We start from the raw sequence: 18,795 nt of genomic DNA on the forward strand, positions 1-18,795 counted from the left end.
TACTCAATACAATTCAATGAGATAATGTCTACGTTCCGTGTTTTATATCCCGGGTTCAGGATCAAACAGGATCCTGTGCGGATCCTCCCCTGCAAGCATCCGCCCTTGCCCGGATAAAAAACAAAAAACGCGCCGAAGCGCGTTTTGAAGTCAGTCACAGCCATCCCGGTCGCGGCCGGGCCGGCTCAGTCCAGCATGCTGTGAATGTCTTCGTCGCTGGTATGGCGCACGTCCTTGCCCTTGACGAAGTAGATGATGTATTCGCAGATATGCTGTACCCGGTCCCCGACCCGCTCCAGCGAGCGGGCACACCAGAGCACGTTGAGCACATGGGGAATGGAGCGGGGATCCTCCATCATGAAGGTCATCAGCTCACGAATGATGGACTCGTATTCCCGGTCCACCTTGTCGTCTTCCTTGTGCACCTCGATGGCCGCTTCCACGTCCATGCGGGCAAAGGCATCCAGCGCCTCGTGCAGCATGCGCACGGTACGCCGGCCCATGTTTTCCATCGACACCAGCGGCGGCTGTTTCTTGTTGGCGTTGTCGAGCAGCATCATGCCGATGCGCTTGGCCACGTCGCCGATGCGCTCCAGATCGGTGATGGTCTTGATGATGGCGAGCACCAGGCGCAAATCCGAGGCCGCCGGCTGACGCTTGGCGATAATGCGGGTGCATTCCTCGTCGATCTGCACTTCCAGGGCGTTGACCTTATGGTCGTTGGCCACGATCTGGCGGGCCAGATCCATGTTCTGCTCGTGAATGGCGGTAATGGCGTCGGTGAGCTGCTGTTCCACCAGGCCACCCATCACCAGCACCTGGTTGAGCACCCCTTCCAGCTCGGCGTTGAACTGGCCGGAAATGTGTTTGTTGAGATTCAGCTTGTCCATTCTTGCAGAGCTCCTTAGCCGTAACGACCGGTGATGTAGTCTTCGGTCTTTTTCTTGCTGGGGGTGGTAAACAGAGTGTTGGTGTCGGCGTATTCAATCAGCTCGCCCATGTACATGAAGGCGGTCTGATCCGACACCCGCGCCGCCTGCTGCATGTTGTGGGTCACGATCACCACAGTGTACTGCTCTTTGAGGGTGTTGATCAGCTCTTCGATCACCAGGGTAGAAATGGGATCCAGCGCCGAGGTGGGTTCGTCGAGCAACAGCACCTCCGGCTCGATGGCGATGGCCCGGGCGATCACCAGACGCTGCTGCTGGCCACCGGACAGGCCAAAGGCGTTGTCGTGCAGCCGGTCCTTCACCTCGTCCCACAGCGCCGCGCCACGCAGGGAGCGCTCCACCGCCTCGTCCAGCCGGCGACGGTCGTTGATGCCCTGCAGCCGCAGGCCGTACACCACGTTCTCGTAAATGGACTTGGGAAAGGGATTGGGGCGCTGAAACACCATGCCCACCCGGCGGCGCAGGGCGGCCACATCCACTTCCTTGCCGTAGATGTTCTGGTTGTGCAGCAGGATCTCACCCTCGATGCGGCAGGTCTCCACCAGGTCGTTCATGCGGTTGATGCAGCGCAGCAGGGTGGACTTGCCACAGCCGGACGGACCGATAAAGGCGGTCACCTGGCCCTTGGCAATTTTCATATCCACATTGAACAGCGCCTGCTTGGCGCCGTAATACAGGTTCAGCCCGCGCACTTCCAGCGCGGTCTGCTCTTCGCTCAGGCGGCCAAGATCCAGGGTGGTGTCCTGACTCAGGGGGGTCGCTACGTTAATCATGTTTCTATACCTCTAACAAGTGGCCGGCCGAATTACTGATCCAGCGAGCGGAATTTTTCACGCAGATGGTTGCGAATGCCGATAGCGGTCAGGTTCAGGCCCACGATCACCGTGACCAGCAAAAACGAGGTCGCATACACCAGCGGGCGCGCCGCCTCCACGTTGGGGCTCTGAAAACCCACGTCGTAAATATGAAAGCCCAGGTGCATGAACTTGCGGTCCAGATGCAGATAGGGGAAGTTGCCGTCCACCGGCAGGTTGGGCGCCAGCTTGACCACGCCCACCAGCATCAGCGGCGCCACCTCGCCCGCGGCCCGGGCAATGGCCAGGATCAGGCCGGTCATGATCGCCGGGCTGGCCATGGGAATGATGATCCGCCACAGGGTCTCGGCCTTGGTGGCACCCAGCGCCAGCGAGCCCTGGCGCACCGAGGCGGGAATGCGTGACAGGCCTTCCTCGGTGGACACGATCACCACCGGCAGGGTGAGAATGGCCAGGGTCAGCGCCGACCACAACACCCCGGGGGAGCCAAAGGTAGGCGTGGGCAGGGCTTCCGGGTAAAACAGCTTGTCGAGCGAGCCACCCAGCATATAGACGAAAAAGCCCAGGCCAAACACGCCGTATACAATGGAGGGCACCCCCGCCAGGTTGATCACCGCGATGCGAATGATCTTGGTCAGGTTGTTCTTGCCGGCGTATTCATGCAGGTAGATGGCGGCCACCACCCCCAGCGGGGTGACGATAATGGCCATCAGGATCACCATGAACACGGTGCCGAAAATGGCCGGGAACACGCCGCCCTCGGTGTTGGCTTCCCGCGGCTCACCGCTGATGAACTTGCCCATTTCACCGAACCAGTGACCGGTCTGGGCCAGCCAGCTCATGTCGTTGGGCCAGGCCACATCCAGCACTTCACCCAGCGAGATCGTCACCTCCTGACCGCGCATGTCGCGCACCACCACGCTGTCGCGGCGTGCCTGCTCGCGCAGTTCAAACAGTTCCTTTTCCAGCACCTGATAGTCGGCACGCAGTTGCTGCTCCTGAGCCTGAATATCGGCCAGCGCGGCGTCGGTCAGTTCGCCGTCCAGCTCCAGCCCGCGCTGCTTCAGACGCAGCCGCTCCAGCTGGTGGTTGATGGCACCGATGTCGCCCTTTTGCAGATCGTCCATGCGCTCGTTGAGCTCGCTCACCCGTTCGATGCGCGCCAGCAACTGCTCACGTACGTCGCCGGCCACGGCATTGCCGTTTTCCTGCACGCGCTCCACGTAGCCGTAGAAGTTGCCGTTGTGAGAGCGCTCCAGCACCGCCAGATTGACCGGCTCGCTGCGGGAGACGATGTCGGTTTCCAGCAACCAGCGAAAGTCCAGGGGCACAAATTCCCGGTTGCCGGTTTTCACCAGGTAGCGGGTCAGGGTGTCGTCGGTCACCCCTTCCAGCGCCAGGCCGGCACCGCGCAGCTGGGCCACCGGCACCTGTTCGCGGTCGTGAATTTCCCCGATAACGGTATAGCGCTCCCCTTGCGGGGTACTCAGTTGCCACTCATAGATGGTGTGCGGCCAGAAGTAGGTCAGGCCGCGCCAGCCGATCATCAGCAGCAGGCCCAGCACCGCCACCAGGCTGAGGCTTACCGCCCCGCCGGTCATCCAGATCCAGGGCGCACCCGATTTGAACCATTTACTCATTCGTTTCGCCCCTTACATTGAGCTGTACTTGTCACGCAGCCGCTGACGCACGAACTCCGCAACCGTGTTGAACAGGAAGGTGAAGACAAAGAGCACAAAGGCTGCCAGGAACAGCACCCGGTAGTGGGAGCTGTTCACCTCCGCTTCCGGCATTTCCACCGCGATGTTGGCGGCCAGGGTACGCATGCCGTTGAAGATGCTGAAGTCCATCACCGGGGTGTTGCCGGTGGCCATCAGCACTATCATGGTTTCCCCCACGGCCCGGCCCAGGCCCATCATCACCGCCGAGAAGATACCCGGGCTAGCGGTGAGCATCACTACCCGGGTCAGGGTCTGCCAGGGGGTGGCGCCCAGCGCCAGGGAGCCGTTGGTCAGGTGCCGGGGCACCGAGAACACGGCGTCTTCGGCGATGGAGAAAATGGTCGGGATCACCGCAAAGCCCATGGCAACGCCCACCACCAGAGAGTTGCGCTGGTCAAAGCCGATGCCCAGCTCGTTGGTGAGGAAGCCGCGGGCATCGCCGCCGAAAAAGGCGCTTTCCACCGCCGGACTGAAGGCAAAGCAGGCCCAGCCCACCAGCAGTACCACCGGCAGCAGCAGCAGACTCTGCCAGCCATCGGGCACGGCGTTACGGATGTGCTTGGGCAGGTGGTACCAGACAAAGGCGGTCAGCAGAATGCCCGCGGGCATCAGCACCAGCACCATAACCACACCCGGCAGGTGGGTTTCAATCAGCGGCGCCAGCCACAGGCCGGCCAGAAAACCGAGGATCACCGTGGGCAGGGCTTCCATGATCTCCACCGTGGGCTTGACCACCTTGCGCAGCCCCGGCGACATGAAATAGGCGGTGTACACGGCGCCGGCAATGGCGATGGGCACCGCAAACAGCAGGGCATAGAAGGCCGCCTTGATGGTGCCGAAGGAAATGGGCACCAGACTCAGCTTGGCTTCAAAGTCGCTGCTGCCGGAGGTGGACTGCCACACATACTGGGGCTCGGGATAGCCTTCGTACCAGACCTTGGTCCACAGCGCCCGCCAGGTCACTTCCGGGTGTTCGTTTTCCACCTCAAAGGTGGACAGGCTGTCGCCCTCGGCCACCAGCAGCAGGTTGTTGCGCGGCGACAGGGCCAGGGCCGACACGTCCTGGCCGGCCAGCCGCTCGGAAAACAGATGGCTGCCGCCGGTGGTATGGAAAATGTCCACATCGCCCCGCGTGCTCACGGTCACAAAGCCCTTGCGGTTGATCTCGTTGGCGATGTGCGCCACCGGCCCGGCGGCCTTGAACTGGCGAATGAAGGTAAATTCGCGCTTGCCGTCCTTCGCCACCTCAAACCACTGGGACACCACGCCGTTGTCGTTGCCCACCAGCAGGGAATTGCCACCGGCCAGCAGGATCATGGCGCTGATGTTGCCCCCCTGGGCATTCATGGGAATGACCGAGCGCAGCCGCACCTTGTGAATGTTGCGCACGTCATACACCGACACTTCGTTGCCGCTGCGCACGAACATAAAACGCAGATTGGGGGTCACCAGGATCTGATCCACCCGTGCCGGCAGGCCGGGAATGGCCACCTGAGTGGGAGACAGCTCCAGCTCGCCGGTGAGGAAGTTTTCCTTGCCGGAGAAGCGGGTCAGCACGATGTCGCCACCGGCCACCACCGCCGCCGCCAGCAGATCTTCGCCATTGGTGGCAAAACTCAGCCGCTCCAGCGCCCGGCCCTGCGCATCCACCTGCAGCGGAGCCTCGCCAAAGGGCCAGGTAATGCCGGGAGTAATGGTGCGCACGTTGTCCGGATAGCTGACGCTGAATTTGGGCGCCAGCACCTGCATGGTGCCGTCGCTCAGGCCATAAGCCACCATCGGCTTGGCATCACTGGCGGTTGCCGTGGTGATGTCGCCGGTCAAGGTCTCGCTGGCCAGCAGCGCGCCTCCCTGCAGCAGGGAGTAAAAACGCACCTCGCCGCCGGCGGAAAAGGTAAAGGCCTGCTCGTTCTGCTCTTCCACTCCCAGCAGCAACGGGGTCTCGTTGTTCGCCAGGGTCAGTTGCCCGGCGGGCTCCACGCTGGCGCCGTCGAAGATGGGTTTGACCACATACAACAGGTAGAAAAAAATCAGCAGCAGGGCCACCAGCACGATAATACCGCCGGCGGTCACGCCCATTTGGGCCGCTCTGTCCTTGAGCCAGCGCTTGCGGCTGCCGGTCAGGGCCATGGTTTGAGTCTGGGTTGACATGCCGTCACTCCGTTACTTTGCAATTGCCTGCATTCTATGGCGATCAAATGACAATTTTGTTACAGAGCACAAAAGCCGCAAGTCTCCCCCTGTAAAAAACATCGCTGGCGTGTATCTTGAACGGTGCACGATGTCATCATTCAAGGAGAGAACCCATGAAAACCCTGGTCGCCACCCTGATTGGCCCCGACAAGACCGGCCTGGTCCGGCAACTGGCCGCCCTTATCCGCCGGCATCACGGCAGCTGGCAGAGCAGCGCCATGAGCGAGCTGGCCGGCTATTTCGCCGGTATTGTGGAAATTCGCGTGCCCGCCGAGCACAGCGCGGCACTGGAACAGGCGCTGACCTCCCTGCCCGATTTTCAGGTGCAGCTGGTGGAAGGCCAAAGCCCCACGCCCCGTGGCCAGCAGCTCAGGCTGACGGTTACCGCCAACGACCGGGTCGGCATCATCGACGAGGTGACCGACATCATCAACGGCCTCAACATCAGTGTGCACAGCCTGAAAACCGACAGCCACCCGGCGCCCATCACGGGCATTCCCCTGTTTGAAGTACAAAGCACCCTGGTGCTGCCCCACGGCCAGACCCTGGGCGACCTGCAACAACGGCTGGAAGCCCTGAGCGACGATCTGGTGGTGGACATAGATCTCATTTGAGTGGTCATTAAAATGTCATAATCATTTGTCATAAAAAGTGCCCAAAAATGACAAATTAAATATAACGGGAAATACAATGGGCACGGACAAATGGTACCTGGAGAAGGAACTCAGCTGGCTGTCGTTTAACGAGCGGGTATTACAGGAGGCCATGGACAAAAGCGTCCCCCTGATCGAGCGGGTACGCTTTCTGGGCATTTTTTCCAATAATCAGGATGAGTTTTTCCGGGTGCGCGTGGCCGACGTCAAACGCCGGGTAATGATAGACGCCGACAGCGGGCGGACCAATGGCGCCGCCGCGCTGCTGCAGCGCATTCAGCAAAAGGTGGTGCGCCTGGGCGAAACCTTTGACGAGGTTTACCGGGAACTGATCGTCACCCTGGCGCGGCAGAACATTTTCCTGCTCAACGAATCCCAGCTCGACGCCGAACAGGAGCGCTGGGTGCGGCGCTATTTCGAAAACGAGGTGCGCGCCTACCTCTCCCCCATCGTACTGAACGCCGGCATCAATCCGGTGCATTTTCTGAAAGATGAGCACACCTACCTTTGCGTGGGCATGAGCAAGAACCGCCAGCACCACTATGCCCTGGTGGAAATTCCCACCGATGTACTGCCCCGCTTTGTGGTGCTGCCGCCGGGCAAAAGCCGGCGCAAAAAAAGCATCATCATTCTGGATAACGTGATTCGGCTGTGCCTGAATGACCTGTTTGCCGGATTTTTCGATTACGATCACATCGGCGCCCACGCCTTCAAGATGACCCGGGACGCGGAATACGATCTGTCGGATCAACTCGATCAGAGCCTGCTGGAAAAAATGAGCGACGGCCTCAAACAACGGCTGACCGCCCTGCCGGTGCGCTTTGTGCACGATCGGGACATGCCCGCCGACATGCTCGCCACCCTGCTGCACAAGCTCGGCATTCAGCATCACGACAGCGTGATGCCGGGCGGCCGTTACCACAACTTCAAGGATTTTATCGGCTTTCCCAACGTGGGCCGCAAACACCTGGTGAACCGGCCGCTGCCGCCGCTCAAGTGCCGGGAGTTTCGCGACAGCCCTTCGTCCTTTGACGCCATTCGCCGGCGCGACATTCTGCTGTATTTTCCCTACCACAGCTTCAGCCATGTCACCGAGTTCGTGCGCCAGGCCTCCTTTGACCCGGCAGTGGTCAGCATCAAAATGAACGTGTACCGGGTGGCGTCGCTGTCACGCATCATGTATTCGCTGATGGACGCCGCCAACAACGGCAAGAAGGTGACCGTGGTGATCGAGCTGCGCGCCCGCTTTGACGAGGCCGCCAATATCGACTGGGCCAAACAGCTGACCGAGGCCGGCATTACCGTGGAATTCGGCGTGCCCAGCCTCAAGGTGCACTCCAAGCTGTGCCTGGTCACCCGGCGGGAAGAAGGCCGGCTGGTGCAGTATGCCCATGTCGGCACCGGCAATTTCAACGAAAAAACCGCCAATATTTACACCGACTTCTCGTTGCTGACCGCCAACCCGGAGATCACCCAGGAAGTGGCGGCGGTGTTCGACTTTATTCGCCAGCCCTATCGTCGCAGCAAGTTCCAGCACCTGCTGGTGTCGCCCCTCAACCAGCGCCGGGGCCTGTATGCGCTGATCGACGCCGAAATTGCCCATGCCCGCCAGGGTCTGCCGGCGCGCATGATCCTCAAGCTCAACAACCTGGTCGACAAGGGCCTGATCCACCGGCTTTACGCCGCCAGCCAGGAAGGTGTGCAGGTGGATCTCATCATTCGCGGCATGTGTTCACTGATGCCGGGGGTGCCCGGGATCAGCGAGCGCATTCGCGCCATCAGCATTGTCGATCGTTATCTTGAGCATCCGCGCGTCATGGTGTTTCACAACAACGGCCAGCCCAGGGTCTATCTGTCTTCCGCCGACTGGATGACACGCAATATGGACTTTCGCGTGGAAGTGGCCACTCCCGTACTGGAGCCCGAGCTGCGCCGGCGCATAATGGATCTGCTGGAGCTGCAGCTCAACGACACCACCAAGGCCCGCGTGCTGGACGCTGCCCAGAGCAACCGTTATGTAAAACGGGGCAACCGGCGCAAGGTGCGTTCCCAGACCGCCACCTATGACTACCTCAAGGCGCTGGAGGAATAAGCGTTCATGACCGATCAGTATGTAGCCACCATAGACCTGGGCTCCAACAGCTTTCATATGGTGATCGCCCGTTACCATGGCGACAGCCTGCGCATCGTCGACCGGCTGAAACAGCGCGTGCGCCTGGCCGATGGGCTGGATGATGATAACCGCCTCGGCGAGGAGGCCATGGCCCGGGGTCTGGAGTGCCTGAGACTGTTCGGCGAACGCTTGCACGGCTTTGATGCCACCCGCGTCAGGGTGGCGGGCACCTACACCCTGCGCGAGGCCGTCAATGCCCAGACGTTCGTGCGCCGGGCCCAGCAGGTACTGGGGTTTCCCATCGACATTGTCAGCGGCAACGAAGAGGCCCGGCTGATTTATCAGGGGGTGGCCCACACGCAGCAGACTCAGGGCCGCGTGCTGGTGATCGACATCGGTGGCGGCAGTACCGAGCTGATTATCGGCCAGGATTTCGACTGCCGGCAGGTCTCCAGCCGCAGCATGGGCTGTGTCAGTTTCACCCGCAGGTATTTTGCCGACGGTGTGCTCACCGCGGCGCGTTTCAAGCAGGCGACCGAAGCCGCGGAATATCAACTGGTGCCGATACAGGATCGTTACCTAGCACTGGGCTGGGATCAGGCGCTCGGCAGCTCCGGCACCGTCAAGACCCTGTTGGAAATGTGTACCGCCGCCACCGGCGAGCCGGTCATTGACCTGCCTGCACTGTTACATATCCAGCGCCAACTGGTGCAGGCCGGGCATATCGATCAGGTGAACATGGCCGGCCTGAGCGAGGATCGAAAACCCCTGATTGCCGCCGGACTGGCAATCCTGCTTGGCATCTACCGCAGTTTCAATCTGGAGCGCATGGGCTTTTCCGATGGAGCCCTGCGCGAAGGCCTGCTGCACAGCTTCTTCGGCCGGGTCAAACACCATGATATTCAGCTTAATACCCTGCAGGCCCTTGCCCGGGAATATCATATCGACCGGCACCAGGCAGACCGGGTGCAGGACACCGCCAGCCGGCTCTTTGCCCAGGTATGTGACGCCTGGCGGCTGGATGCGGACTTCGGCGATCTGCTGGGCCATGCGGCCCGGCTGCACGAAATTGGCCTGCACATCAACTTCACCGGTGTTCACCGCCATTCCGCCTATATCGTCGGCAATACCGATCTGCCCGGCTTTACCCAGGAGCAACAAAAGGCGCTGGCGGCCCTGGTGCGCTTTCACCGCAAGGCGCTCAGACTGTCCGAGCTGGAGCCGCTGAACTACCTGCCCGAGCACCAGTTGTGGCGGCTGGTACGATTGCTGCGCATTGCCGTAGCACTGAATCGCCGCCGCCAGGACGGTGTGTTGCCGGCACCGGTGCTGGAGCCGGCCGCCGATGACGAACTGCGCCTGCACCTTCCCGCCGAGTGGTGCGACAGCAACGCCCTGCTGCTGACCACGCTGGAGCGGGAGCAGGCCTGTCAGGACAAGGTCGGCTGGAAACTGACGCTGGTGCGAACCCGGGGGGCCCCCCAGAAGAAGGGGGCAGAGTAATGGCGGTTTACCCGCCGCCCATTTCCGCCTGATCGGCTACTGGCAATTCGGCCGCCCGCTTGCGGGCGGCCTTTTTTTCCGCCCGGCGGCGCCGGAAAAAATCGCTGAGCTGGGCAGAGCAGGCCTCGGCGAGCACGCCCGACTGCCAATCGATGCGATGATTGAGGCCGGGGGTAGCCAGCAGTTGCAGCACCGAGTCCACGGCGCCGGTCTTGGCGTCGGCGGCACCGTACACCAGCCGCCGAATGCGGCTGTGCACCATGGCGCCGGCGCACATGATGCACGGCTCCAGGGTGACATAAAGGGTACAGTCCAGCAGGCGGTAATTGCCCAGGTGAGCGCCGGCCTGGCGCAGCGCCATGATCTCGGCATGGGCGGTGGCGTCGTGGTGGCCGATGGAGCGGTTCCAGCCTTCTCCCACGCATTCCCCTCCGTATACCACCAGGGCGCCCACCGGCACCTCCCCTTCCTGTTCGGCCCGGGCCGCCAGCGCCATGGCCCGGCGCATCCAGTATTCGTCTTGCTCGTTCATTCACCGCCTCCTGAAGGCGGCTATTATGGCAAAAGCCGGCCCCGCTGCAAGCAAAGCGAAAAAAGGCCGAAAAAAACGCCATCACGAGCAATAAAGCGCCAAACGGACACAAAACATAAAAAAGGGACTTGCAGCAGACCGGGCGGGTCTTTATAGTTGCTCCCGATTCGGCGTGTAGCGCAGCCTGGTAGCGCACTGTCATGGGGTGTCAGGGGTCGGAGGTTCAAATCCTCTCACGCCGACCAAATCATCCTCAAAAAGCCCACCTTGCGGTGGGCTTTTTACGTTTCGGGACGGCAACGCCGTCTCTGCGGTCATGCCGGGTTCGGCCCGCCTCTTTTTGCGGCCCCCGGCCAGGGTCCGGCTCCAGGCCGGATAACCAGGCGGGGCCTTGGCTCCCTCAGGCCTTATACTCCATCAGCAACACCTGCACCGGCTGGCCATGACGCTCCAGCCGGCGCTGCTCCACCTCGGTAAAGCCCATGGCCTCGAAAAATGGCCGGGCATTGATGCTGGCATCGCAATACAACCGATACAGTCCTCTCGACGCCGCCTCGGCCTTGAGCCGCTGCATCAGCGCCCGGCCGATGCCCTCGCCTTGGCGGGCGTGGTGCACATAAAACAGATCGATACGACCGTCGTCATCAAGCTCGGCAAAACCGAGCAACCGTTTGCCTTCCATTGCCACCAGCGGCCGGGTGCGAATGAAACGGCTGACCCAGCGCGGCTCGTCATACTCCTCAGGTGCCCAGACCGCCAGCTCGCTTTCGCTGTAGTCGGCCTGGTTGATCCGGTGCACGGTATCGTGGAACAACTGCCAGATACTGCCCGTTTCACCACTGCGGATCTTCCTGATTTCCATAATTGCTCCTGCTGCTGATACTGCTTACACGCTCCCCTTTATATAGCCACAGTTACCGCCAATAAAAAAGCGGCTTTTCGGCCACGATCAATCCGTTAGCCGGTTTTTTGCCGGTGGCGGGCGCAGTGTGCCACGCCCTGCGGGGCGCATTCGGCAAGCTCCGGAGTGGGCCCAGGGCGTGACCGGGCCACAACAAATACCGGACCGCCGGTGAATGGCCACGCTGAACAGATGAAAAAACGCACGGCCCGGAAACGAAAAAAGCCCCGGCGAACCGGGGCTCAAACCACCATGATGTGAAATCAGGGGTTATTTCAGGCCAAGCTTTTTCAGGTCGGCTTCCACCACGGCGGCGGGCACCGGCACGTAGCCGTCCTTGTCAACAATCTGCTGGCCCTGCTTGGAGAGCATCAGTTTCACGAATTCGGCTTCCATCGGACCCAGCGGCTTGTTGGGGTGCTTATTAACGTAAACGTACAGGAAGCGGGACAGCGGATACTCGCCGCTGATGGCGTTTTCGGCGTTGGCTTCCACATAATCGCTGGAGCCGGCTTCGGCCAGGGGCACGGCGCGCACGCTGGAGGTGCTGTAGCCCAGACCGGAGTAACCGATGGCGTTCAGGGAGGAAGACACGGACTGCACCACGGAGGCGGAGCCGGGCTGCTCGTTCACGTTGTTCTTGAAGTCACCCTTGCACAGGGCCTCGTCCTTGAAGTAACCGTAGGTGCCGGACACGGAGTTGCGGCCGTAGAGCTGAATGTCGCGGTTGCTCCAGTCGCCGTCCAGGCCGGTCTGGCCCCACTTGGTGATCTGCTCGGCCATGCCGCAGGCCAGGGTGCTGGAGAAGATGGCGTCAACCTGATCCAGGCTCAGTCCCTCAATGGGGTTGTCCTTGTGCACGAACACCGCCAGGGCATCGATGGCCACGCGGATCGGCGTGGGCTTGTAGCCGTAGCGTTTTTCAAAGGCTTCGATTTCGTTGCTCTTCATGGCGCGGCTCATGGGGCCGAACTGGGAAGTGCCTTCGGTCAGGGCAGGCGGCGCGGTGGAAGAGCCGGCGGCCTGGATCTGCACGTTCACGTTGGGATACTGGCGTTTGAACTCCTCGGCCCACAGGGTCATCATGTTGGCCAGGGTGTCGGAGCCGACAGAAGACACGTTACCGGACACGCCGCTGACTTTCTGATAATCGGGCAGGGAATCGTCCACGGCTGCGAAGGCGGAAGTGGCGGCCATGGCCACGGTCAGTCCCAGTGCACTTGCCAGTTTGTTCAGTTTCATCCTTAATCTCCAATAAGTTCGGTCTTTCAAGACGCGGCCAGTATTGCTGCCGGCAATGACAACTATATGACCCGAAAGTGACGCTTTTATGACAACCCGCTCCCCTGTTCCCGGTGCCGTCATGGCCGGCCGGCGCCGTAAACAACACGGCCTCCGCAGGGCGGAGGCCGTGCCTCATCATGGGGTTATCAGGCGCTTTGCTGCACACTGGCATCCAGCACCAGCAGTCGGGCGGGCAGGCGAAAGCTGAAACAGCTGCCCTTGCCCGGACGACTTTCTATCTCCAGATGGCTGTCGTGGTGGCCGAGCGCATGCTTGACGATGGCCAGGCCCAGCCCCGAGCCACCGGTCTGGCGGCTGCGGGCCTTGTCGACCCGGTAAAAGCGTTCGGTCAGGCGGGCGATGTGCTCGGGCGCGATGCCGTCGCCGTCATCACTCACCGCAAAGCGGCCAGCGTCGCCCTGGCGGCCCCATTCCACGCGAATATGACTGCCCGCCGGCGTGTGGCGCACGGCGTTATACACCAGATTGGACACGGCGCTGCGCAACTGCTCGGGCTCGCCCCGCACTCGCAGCCCGGCTTCAACCACAAAACTGAACTGGTGTTTGCGCTCGCCACTGAGCGCCACCGCTTCCTGCTCCAGCATCTGCAACATGGCGGGCATGTCCACCACCTTGGTAAAGTCGGAGTCGGGAGCGGCTTCGTAACGGGTCAGGGTCATCAGCTGGTTGACCAGGGCGTCCATGCGCTGGGTCTGCTCCAGCAACACCTTCTGGGTTTTGCGCCACATGGCCTCCGAGGGCGGATCCTCCAGCATTTCCAGGTAGCCCTTGAGCACGGTGAGGGGGGTACGCAATTCGTGGGAAACGTTGGCCACAAAGGACTTGCGCACCTGCTCCAGACTGCGCAGCCGGGTGACGTCGCGCACCACCAGCAGCGCCTGATCTTCGGTATAGGGCATGATACGGCACTCCAGCAGCCGCTCTTCACTGAGCGGCGACGGCATTTCCAGGGGCTCGCGAAAGTCGGCCCGCTTCATGTAGGCAATAAACACCGGAGTGCGGATCAGGTTGGCGATGTGCTGGCCGGCGTCATCGGGCCAGCGAAACCCCAGCAGTTGCTGGGCCAGCTTGTTGCACCAGATAATGCTGCCGTCGCGGCGAATGACCACGGCGGCATCGGGCAGGGCCTCGGCCCCTTCACGAAACCGGCGCACCAGTCCCGCCAGCTCCCGGCGACGGGCGCGCTGGCGCTGTTGCAGCCGGTAGATGCCGTTGAAAATGTCTTCCCAGCTGCCCTTGCCCTCGGGCGGGGTCAGGCTGCGATCCTGCCACAGCCACACCGACAGCTTGTGCTGATAACGATATTGCACAAACAGCTGGATCAGGGTGCCGGCCAGCAGCCCCAGCGCCAGGTTGCCTGCCAGCAGGCCCCCCAGTCCAAAGGCCAAGTAAAACAGGCCAAGCCGCCACCATTTGCCCCGGTTGGAAGTCTGTTGCTGCATGAAAGCCTCATAGGCGAACGGAAAAACGGTAGCCGGCACCCCGCACCGTCTGTATCAGCTTGTCGTGTCCGGCTGGCGAAATGGCCTTGCGCAGCCGGCGAATGTGCACATCCACGGTGCGATCTTCCACAAACACATTGGTGCCCCACACATTATTCAGCAACTGCTCGCGACTGTATACCCGCTCCGGATGGGTCATAAAGAAATGCAGCAACTTGAACTCGGTGGGTCCCATGTCGAGCTGCTGGTTGTCGGCGCTGACCCTGTGGCTGAGCGGATCCAGGCGCAGGCCCTGCACCTCGATCACGTCTTCCACCGAGGTGGGGGCCACCCGGCGCAGCACCGCCTTGAGGCGGGAGGTCAGCTCCTTGGGAGAAAACGGCTTGGTAATGTAGTCATCGGCGCCCACGTCCAGGCCCTTGATCTTGTCTTCCTCCTCGGCCCGGGCGGTGAGCATGATCACCGGGATCTGGCGGGTGAGTTCATCCTGCTTGAGGTGCTTGATCAGCTGAATGCCACTGCCGCCGGGCAGCATCCAGTCGAGCAGGATCAGCTCGGGGTAAGGCTCCTTGATCATCTCCAGCGCCTGGTCGTAGTCTTCGGCCTCCTGGGTTGCGAAGCCCTTTTGCTCCAGTACGAAACACAGCATTTCCCGAATGGGTGCCTCGTCTTCAACCACCAGTATTTTCCGTGTCATTCTTCAACTGCCTCTTGGTATGGGTCTTGTCGCTTTAACCCATTATTGGAAGCAAGTATGACATTTTTATGAAAACATGACGCAAAGGTTTCATTTGAAAACCAAGGCACAACCGGACTCAGGCGCCGCCAAACCCCATGCACAGCTGAGGCTGGCCGGTGCCCGGGTCCACGCTTTCGGCGGTAATGGCAAAACCGTGCTGGCGATAAAAGTTCACCGCAATGTCATTTTCGCAATACACCCTGAGCGACAAATACCGGCGCCGGCGCTTGGCGGTGGCCATCAGTGCCTTGCCAATGCCCTTTTGCTGGCAGTCGGGGCGCACAAACAGCGCCGCCAGGTAGTCTTCCGCCAGGGCGATAAAGCCCTGTATTTCCCCGTCCCGCTCGCATACCCACACCTCCGCCGAGGGCAGGTAACGGGCCCGCATTTGTTCCTGCTGCTGCCACCAGTAGGCGGCGGGCACAAAATCGTGGGCCTGCAGCGACGCAAGCAGCCAGACGTCCAGAATGGCGTCGGTATCTTCCGGCCTGGCCTGTCGTATCATTCCCCTTCTCCCCCGGCTGACTGGTGATTTCATTGTATGGAGCCAGACCGTGACCGAGGGGGGATTTGTGCGCCTCTGTGAGCGGGATCCGCCTTTATGATTCGAGAATGACCCACTGATCACAAAGTCGGATTGCTATACAATGCCGGTTTTTCGGCTCGTGACCGAGGACGCCATGTGGTTTAAGAATCTGCAAGTTTACCGTTTTACCCGCCCCTTTGAGCTCAGCCTGGAAGAGCTGGAAAAACAGCTTGAAACCATGACCTTCAGCCCCTGCGGCAGCCAGGAGCAGGCCAGGTTCGGCTGGATTTCCCCCCTGGGCAAACAGGGCCAGGCCCTGACCCACAGCGCCGGCAGCCAGATTTTGCTGTGCGCCAAAAAGGAAGAAAAAATGCTGCCGGGCTCGGTGGTCAACGATGAAGTGGCCGAAAAGGTGGAAAGCCTGGAAACCGAACAGGGCCGGGCGCTGAAGAAAAAGGAAAAGGACGCCATCAAGGAAGAGGTGATCGTCAGCCTGCTGCCCCGGGCCTTCAGCCGCTACCAGCAAACCTGGGCCTGGATCAACCCGGATGACGGCTTTATTGCCGTGGACGCCAGCTCCGCCAAACGCGCCGAAGATCTGCTGGCGCTGCTGCGCAAGTGCATCGGCAGCCTGCCGGTGGTGCCCCTGGCCATGACCACGCCCCCGGAGCTGACCCTGACCGACTGGCTGAAAGAAGGGGCCGCCCCCGCCGGCTTTGCGCTGGAAGACGAGGCCGAGCTGCGCTCGGCACTGGAGCACGGCGGCATTATTCGCGCCAAGCAACAGGATCTGCTGAGCGATGAAATCAGGGCCCATCTCGACGCCGACAAACTGGTCACCAAACTGGCGCTGAACTGGAGCGACACCATCAGCTTTATTCTGGGCGACGACATGAGCATCAAGCGGCTCAAGTTTTCGGAAGAGCTGCGCGAGCAGAACGACGACGTCACCAGCGAAGATCCGGCCGCCCGCTTCGACGCCGACTTCGCCCTGGTCACCGGCGAGCTGTCCCGCTTTATTCCCGAGCTGATCGAGGCCATGGGCGGCGAGGAAAGCCGGTAAGCAGACCGGGCAAACCAGCCAGCCTCCCTATGCCCCACTGAAATGGGGCATAGGACCGCCCTCCTATGACCAAAGCTGTCCCACGGGTTCCGTTTTTCGGCCCGTTTCTGCCCGTTTTCACCGGCAGCGACGGCTTCCTTCGCAGGTGAGTACTATGGTGCCACCATATTCCATGAAGGGAGCTTACCCATGCGTCACTTTTCTTTTGCCGGCCTGCTGGGACTCTTGTGGCTGGCCGCCGGCCCCGTTTCGGCCCATGACGACCACCGCTGGCAGCGCCATGAACATGGGCCGGATTATCGCGATCAATACTACCGGGAAGACCGCCGCCATCGCCTGCCCATTACCACGGTGGCCGAGGCCCGCCGGCTGGCGGACGACAGCCGCATTATTCTTTCCGGCCATATCGTGCGCCGGCTGGATGACGACGAATTTCTGTTCCGCGACGGCACCGGCACCATCAGAATCGAAATGGACGAGGACGACTGGCGCAGACTGCGCCGCCATCGCCGGGGCGAAATCCTGATCTGGGCCGAGGTGGAGCGGAAAAAACGCCGGGTGAAACTGGAGGTAGAGCGGGTGCGGCCGGCCTGGCGGTAACCATCACTCGAAATCAGCGGCCCGAGGGAGTAAAATGCCGGCCCCGGCCGCCATCAGGTGGCGGCCTGCTGACCTGACATCAGACGAGACTTCCATGTTTGTACCCGAATTGCTTTCCCCCGCCGGCTCCCTCAAGAACATGCGTTACGCCTTTGCCTATGGCGCCGACGCCGTGTATGCCGGCCAGCCCCGTTACTCCCTGCGGGTGCGCAACAACGAATTCAACCACGAGAACCTTCAAATCGGCATCAACGAAGCCCATGCCCTGGGCAAGAAGTTCTACGTGGTGGTCAACATTCAGCCCCACAATGCCAAGCTGAAAACCTTTCTGCGCGACATGAAGCCGGTGGTGGACATGAAGCCGGATGCGCTGATCATGTCCGATCCCGGCCTCATCATGCTGGTGCGCGAGCATTTTCCGCACATGCCCATTCACCTGTCGGTGCAGGCCAACGCGGTCAACTGGGCGTCGGTGAAGTTCTGGCAGGACTACGGCATTGAGCGGGTGATTTTGTCCCGGGAGCTGTCCCTGGAAGAAATTGAAGAGATTCGCCAACACTGCCCCGACATCGAGCTGGAAGTGTTTGTGCACGGCGCCCTGTGCATGGCCTACTCCGGCCGCTGCCTGCTGTCGGGCTACATCAACAAGCGCGACCCCAACCAGGGCACCTGCACCAACGCCTGCCGCTGGGAATACAAGGTGCACGAGGCCAGGGAAGACGATGCCGGCCAGATAGTGCACAAACAGGAGCCGATCCTGGTGCAGCCGGTGGAAAGCGACATCACCCCCACCCTGGGTGCCGGTGCGCCCCATGACCAGCCGGTGCTGCTGGAAGAAAGCAACCGTCCGGGCGAGTACATGGCCGCCTATGAAGACGAGCACGGCACCTACATCATGAACTCCAAGGATCTGCGCGCGGTGCAGTACGTGGAGCGCCTGACCCAGATGGGCGTGCACTCGCTGAAAATTGAAGGCCGCACCAAGTCCTTTTATTACGTGGCCCGTACCGCCCAGGTGTATCGCAAGGCCATTGACGACGCCGTGGCCGGCAAGCCGTTCGACACCACCCTGATGAGCACCCTGGAAAACCTGGCGCACCGCGGTTACACCGAAGGCTTCCTCAAGCGCCATGCCCACGGCGACTACCAGAACTACGACTACGGCTACTCGGTGTCCACCAGCCAGCAGTTTGTGGGCGAGATCACCGGCCGCGACGGCGACTGGGTGGAAGTGGCGGTCAAGAACAAGTTCCTGGTGGGCAACAGCCTGGAGCTGATGACACCGAAGGGCAACATTACCTTTACCCTGGAGCAGATGAAAAACCGCAAGGGCGAGCAGGTGGACGTAGCCCCGGGCAACGGTCATGTGATGTATATTCCCGTTGATGCCGGCATTGATGTGACCTACGGCATTCTGATGCGCAACCTGGGCGAACAGCAGGACACCCGCAACCCTCACGCGGAGCAAGCTCATGGCGCTGCTGATCACCGATAAGTGCATCAATTGCGACATGTGCGAGCCGGAATGTCCGAACGGCGCCATCTACTACGGGCCGGAGATTTATGAAATCGATCCGGCCCTGTGCACCGAGTGCGTAGGCCATTACGACAAGCCGACCTGCATCAGCGTCTGCCCCATCGACTGCATTATCGATCACCCGGAGCACCGGGAAACCGAAGAGCAGTTATGGGAAAAGTTTGTGCTGCTGCATCCCCCGCAATAACACAACCGGCCGTCA

Annotated in this window: 17 protein-coding genes and 1 tRNA gene; 8 read left to right on the forward strand and 10 right to left on the reverse strand. The window is 61.2% G+C overall.

Annotation, left to right across the window (positions count from 1 at the left end):
* Positions 1–185: 185 nt before the first annotated feature.
* From phoU to PU634_RS10700, 4 genes are read right to left on the reverse strand one after another with little or no spacing between them, the layout of a single operon-like run.
* The gene (phoU, locus tag PU634_RS10685) at positions 186–890 is read right to left on the reverse strand and encodes a phosphate signaling complex protein PhoU (RefSeq protein WP_306760780.1); all 705 of its coding nucleotides are present in this window, start codon (positions 888–890) and stop codon (positions 186–188) included.
* 14 nt (positions 891–904) lie between these two features.
* The gene (gene pstB / locus PU634_RS10690; RefSeq protein WP_306760781.1) at positions 905–1,723 is read right to left on the reverse strand and encodes a phosphate ABC transporter ATP-binding protein PstB; all 819 of its coding nucleotides are present in this window, start codon (positions 1,721–1,723) and stop codon (positions 905–907) included.
* A gap of 32 nt (positions 1,724–1,755) precedes the next feature.
* Positions 1,756–3,405: a phosphate ABC transporter permease PstA gene (gene pstA, locus PU634_RS10695; protein ID WP_306760782.1), complete on the reverse strand. Its 1,650-nt coding sequence runs from the start codon at positions 3,403–3,405 to the stop codon at positions 1,756–1,758.
* 12 nt (positions 3,406–3,417) lie between these two features.
* Positions 3,418–5,637 carry an ABC transporter permease subunit gene (locus tag PU634_RS10700; protein ID WP_306760783.1) on the reverse strand — a complete coding sequence of 740 codons (2,220 nt, stop codon included), beginning with the start codon at positions 5,635–5,637 and terminating at the stop codon, positions 3,418–3,420.
* A 155-nt stretch (positions 5,638–5,792) separates the two neighbouring features.
* On the opposite strand from PU634_RS10700, the gene PU634_RS10705 reads away from it, so the two are divergent.
* From PU634_RS10705 to PU634_RS10715, 3 genes are all read left to right on the forward strand, one after another.
* Positions 5,793–6,293, forward strand: a complete 501-nt coding sequence (locus PU634_RS10705) for a glycine cleavage system transcriptional repressor (protein ID WP_306760784.1) — start codon at positions 5,793–5,795, stop codon at positions 6,291–6,293.
* A 76-nt stretch (positions 6,294–6,369) separates the two neighbouring features.
* Entirely contained in the window at positions 6,370–8,424 is a 2,055-nt protein-coding gene (ppk1, locus tag PU634_RS10710; protein WP_306760785.1) for a polyphosphate kinase 1, read from the forward strand.
* A gap of 6 nt (positions 8,425–8,430) precedes the next feature.
* Positions 8,431–9,948: a Ppx/GppA phosphatase family protein gene (locus PU634_RS10715; protein ID WP_306760786.1), complete on the forward strand. Its 1,518-nt coding sequence runs from the start codon at positions 8,431–8,433 to the stop codon at positions 9,946–9,948.
* 7 nt (positions 9,949–9,955) lie between these two features.
* Here PU634_RS10715 and tadA read toward each other — a convergent pair whose 3' ends face one another.
* Complete coding sequence (tadA, locus tag PU634_RS10720) at positions 9,956–10,480, reverse strand: tRNA adenosine(34) deaminase TadA (RefSeq protein ID WP_306760787.1); 525 nt, start codon at positions 10,478–10,480, stop codon at positions 9,956–9,958.
* Positions 10,481–10,648: 168 nt separating this feature from the next.
* On the opposite strand from tadA, the gene PU634_RS10725 reads away from it, so the two are divergent.
* Positions 10,649–10,725 (forward strand) — tRNA-Pro (locus PU634_RS10725).
* 155 nt (positions 10,726–10,880) lie between these two features.
* On the opposite strand, the gene PU634_RS10730 is transcribed toward PU634_RS10725, so the two are convergent.
* From PU634_RS10730 to PU634_RS10750, 5 genes are all read right to left on the reverse strand, one after another.
* Complete coding sequence (locus PU634_RS10730) at positions 10,881–11,342, reverse strand: GNAT family N-acetyltransferase (protein WP_306760788.1); 462 nt, start codon at positions 11,340–11,342, stop codon at positions 10,881–10,883.
* A gap of 309 nt (positions 11,343–11,651) precedes the next feature.
* Positions 11,652–12,623: a PstS family phosphate ABC transporter substrate-binding protein gene (locus PU634_RS10735; protein ID WP_306760789.1), complete on the reverse strand. Its 972-nt coding sequence runs from the start codon at positions 12,621–12,623 to the stop codon at positions 11,652–11,654.
* Between the two features lie 188 nt (positions 12,624–12,811).
* Positions 12,812–14,128: a phosphate regulon sensor histidine kinase PhoR gene (gene phoR, locus PU634_RS10740; RefSeq protein ID WP_306760790.1), complete on the reverse strand. Its 1,317-nt coding sequence runs from the start codon at positions 14,126–14,128 to the stop codon at positions 12,812–12,814.
* A gap of 7 nt (positions 14,129–14,135) precedes the next feature.
* The gene (gene phoB, locus PU634_RS10745; RefSeq protein WP_306760791.1) at positions 14,136–14,825 is read right to left on the reverse strand and encodes a phosphate regulon transcriptional regulator PhoB; all 690 of its coding nucleotides are present in this window, start codon (positions 14,823–14,825) and stop codon (positions 14,136–14,138) included.
* A 118-nt stretch (positions 14,826–14,943) separates the two neighbouring features.
* A complete protein-coding gene (locus PU634_RS10750; protein ID WP_306760792.1) occupies positions 14,944–15,372 on the reverse strand; it encodes an N-acetyltransferase in 429 nt (142 codons plus the stop codon).
* 175 nt (positions 15,373–15,547) lie between these two features.
* On the opposite strand from PU634_RS10750, the gene rdgC reads away from it, so the two are divergent.
* From rdgC to PU634_RS10770, 4 genes are all read left to right on the forward strand, one after another.
* Positions 15,548–16,456 carry a recombination-associated protein RdgC gene (gene rdgC / locus PU634_RS10755; RefSeq protein WP_306760793.1) on the forward strand — a complete coding sequence of 303 codons (909 nt, stop codon included), beginning with the start codon at positions 15,548–15,550 and terminating at the stop codon, positions 16,454–16,456.
* A gap of 189 nt (positions 16,457–16,645) precedes the next feature.
* Positions 16,646–17,056 (forward strand): YgiW/YdeI family stress tolerance OB fold protein, encoded by a 411-nt coding sequence (locus tag PU634_RS10760; protein ID WP_306760794.1) that lies wholly within the window; start codon positions 16,646–16,648, stop codon positions 17,054–17,056.
* 94 nt (positions 17,057–17,150) lie between these two features.
* Positions 17,151–18,551: a prephenate-dependent tRNA uridine(34) hydroxylase TrhP gene (gene trhP, locus PU634_RS10765; RefSeq protein WP_306760795.1), complete on the forward strand. Its 1,401-nt coding sequence runs from the start codon at positions 17,151–17,153 to the stop codon at positions 18,549–18,551.
* Positions 18,529–18,780, forward strand: a complete 252-nt coding sequence (locus tag PU634_RS10770; protein WP_306760796.1) for a YfhL family 4Fe-4S dicluster ferredoxin — start codon at positions 18,529–18,531, stop codon at positions 18,778–18,780. The genes trhP and PU634_RS10770 overlap by 23 nt, the downstream gene beginning before the upstream one ends.
* Positions 18,781–18,795: the final 15 nt, after the last annotated feature.

Origin of the sequence: Oceanimonas pelagia, from assembly GCF_030849025.1 — a bacterium.
GTDB classification, from domain to species: domain Bacteria; phylum Pseudomonadota; class Gammaproteobacteria; order Enterobacterales; family Aeromonadaceae; genus Oceanimonas; species Oceanimonas pelagia.

Coding starts and splice junctions, on each gene's coding strand:
- PU634_RS10705 (WP_306760784.1), top strand. CDS start 5,793: ATGAAAACCCTGGTCGCCACCCTGATTGGCCCCGACAAGACCGGCCTG.
- tadA (WP_306760787.1), bottom strand. CDS start 10,480: ATGAACGAGCAAGACGAATACTGGATGCGCCGGGCCATGGCGCTGGCG.
- rdgC (WP_306760793.1), top strand. CDS start 15,548: ATGTGGTTTAAGAATCTGCAAGTTTACCGTTTTACCCGCCCCTTTGAG.
- pstB (WP_306760781.1), bottom strand. CDS start 1,723: ATGATTAACGTAGCGACCCCCCTGAGTCAGGACACCACCCTGGATCTT.
- PU634_RS10750 (WP_306760792.1), bottom strand. CDS start 15,372: ATGATACGACAGGCCAGGCCGGAAGATACCGACGCCATTCTGGACGTC.
- PU634_RS10730 (WP_306760788.1), bottom strand. CDS start 11,342: ATGGAAATCAGGAAGATCCGCAGTGGTGAAACGGGCAGTATCTGGCAG.
- PU634_RS10700 (WP_306760783.1), bottom strand. CDS start 5,637: ATGTCAACCCAGACTCAAACCATGGCCCTGACCGGCAGCCGCAAGCGC.
- phoB (WP_306760791.1), bottom strand. CDS start 14,825: ATGACACGGAAAATACTGGTGGTTGAAGACGAGGCACCCATTCGGGAA.
- phoU (WP_306760780.1), bottom strand. CDS start 890: ATGGACAAGCTGAATCTCAACAAACACATTTCCGGCCAGTTCAACGCC.
- PU634_RS10715 (WP_306760786.1), top strand. CDS start 8,431: ATGACCGATCAGTATGTAGCCACCATAGACCTGGGCTCCAACAGCTTT.
- PU634_RS10735 (WP_306760789.1), bottom strand. CDS start 12,623: ATGAAACTGAACAAACTGGCAAGTGCACTGGGACTGACCGTGGCCATG.
- pstA (WP_306760782.1), bottom strand. CDS start 3,405: ATGAGTAAATGGTTCAAATCGGGTGCGCCCTGGATCTGGATGACCGGC.
- phoR (WP_306760790.1), bottom strand. CDS start 14,128: ATGCAGCAACAGACTTCCAACCGGGGCAAATGGTGGCGGCTTGGCCTG.
- PU634_RS10770 (WP_306760796.1), top strand. CDS start 18,529: ATGGCGCTGCTGATCACCGATAAGTGCATCAATTGCGACATGTGCGAG.
- PU634_RS10760 (WP_306760794.1), top strand. CDS start 16,646: ATGCGTCACTTTTCTTTTGCCGGCCTGCTGGGACTCTTGTGGCTGGCC.
- trhP (WP_306760795.1), top strand. CDS start 17,151: ATGTTTGTACCCGAATTGCTTTCCCCCGCCGGCTCCCTCAAGAACATG.
- ppk1 (WP_306760785.1), top strand. CDS start 6,370: ATGGGCACGGACAAATGGTACCTGGAGAAGGAACTCAGCTGGCTGTCG.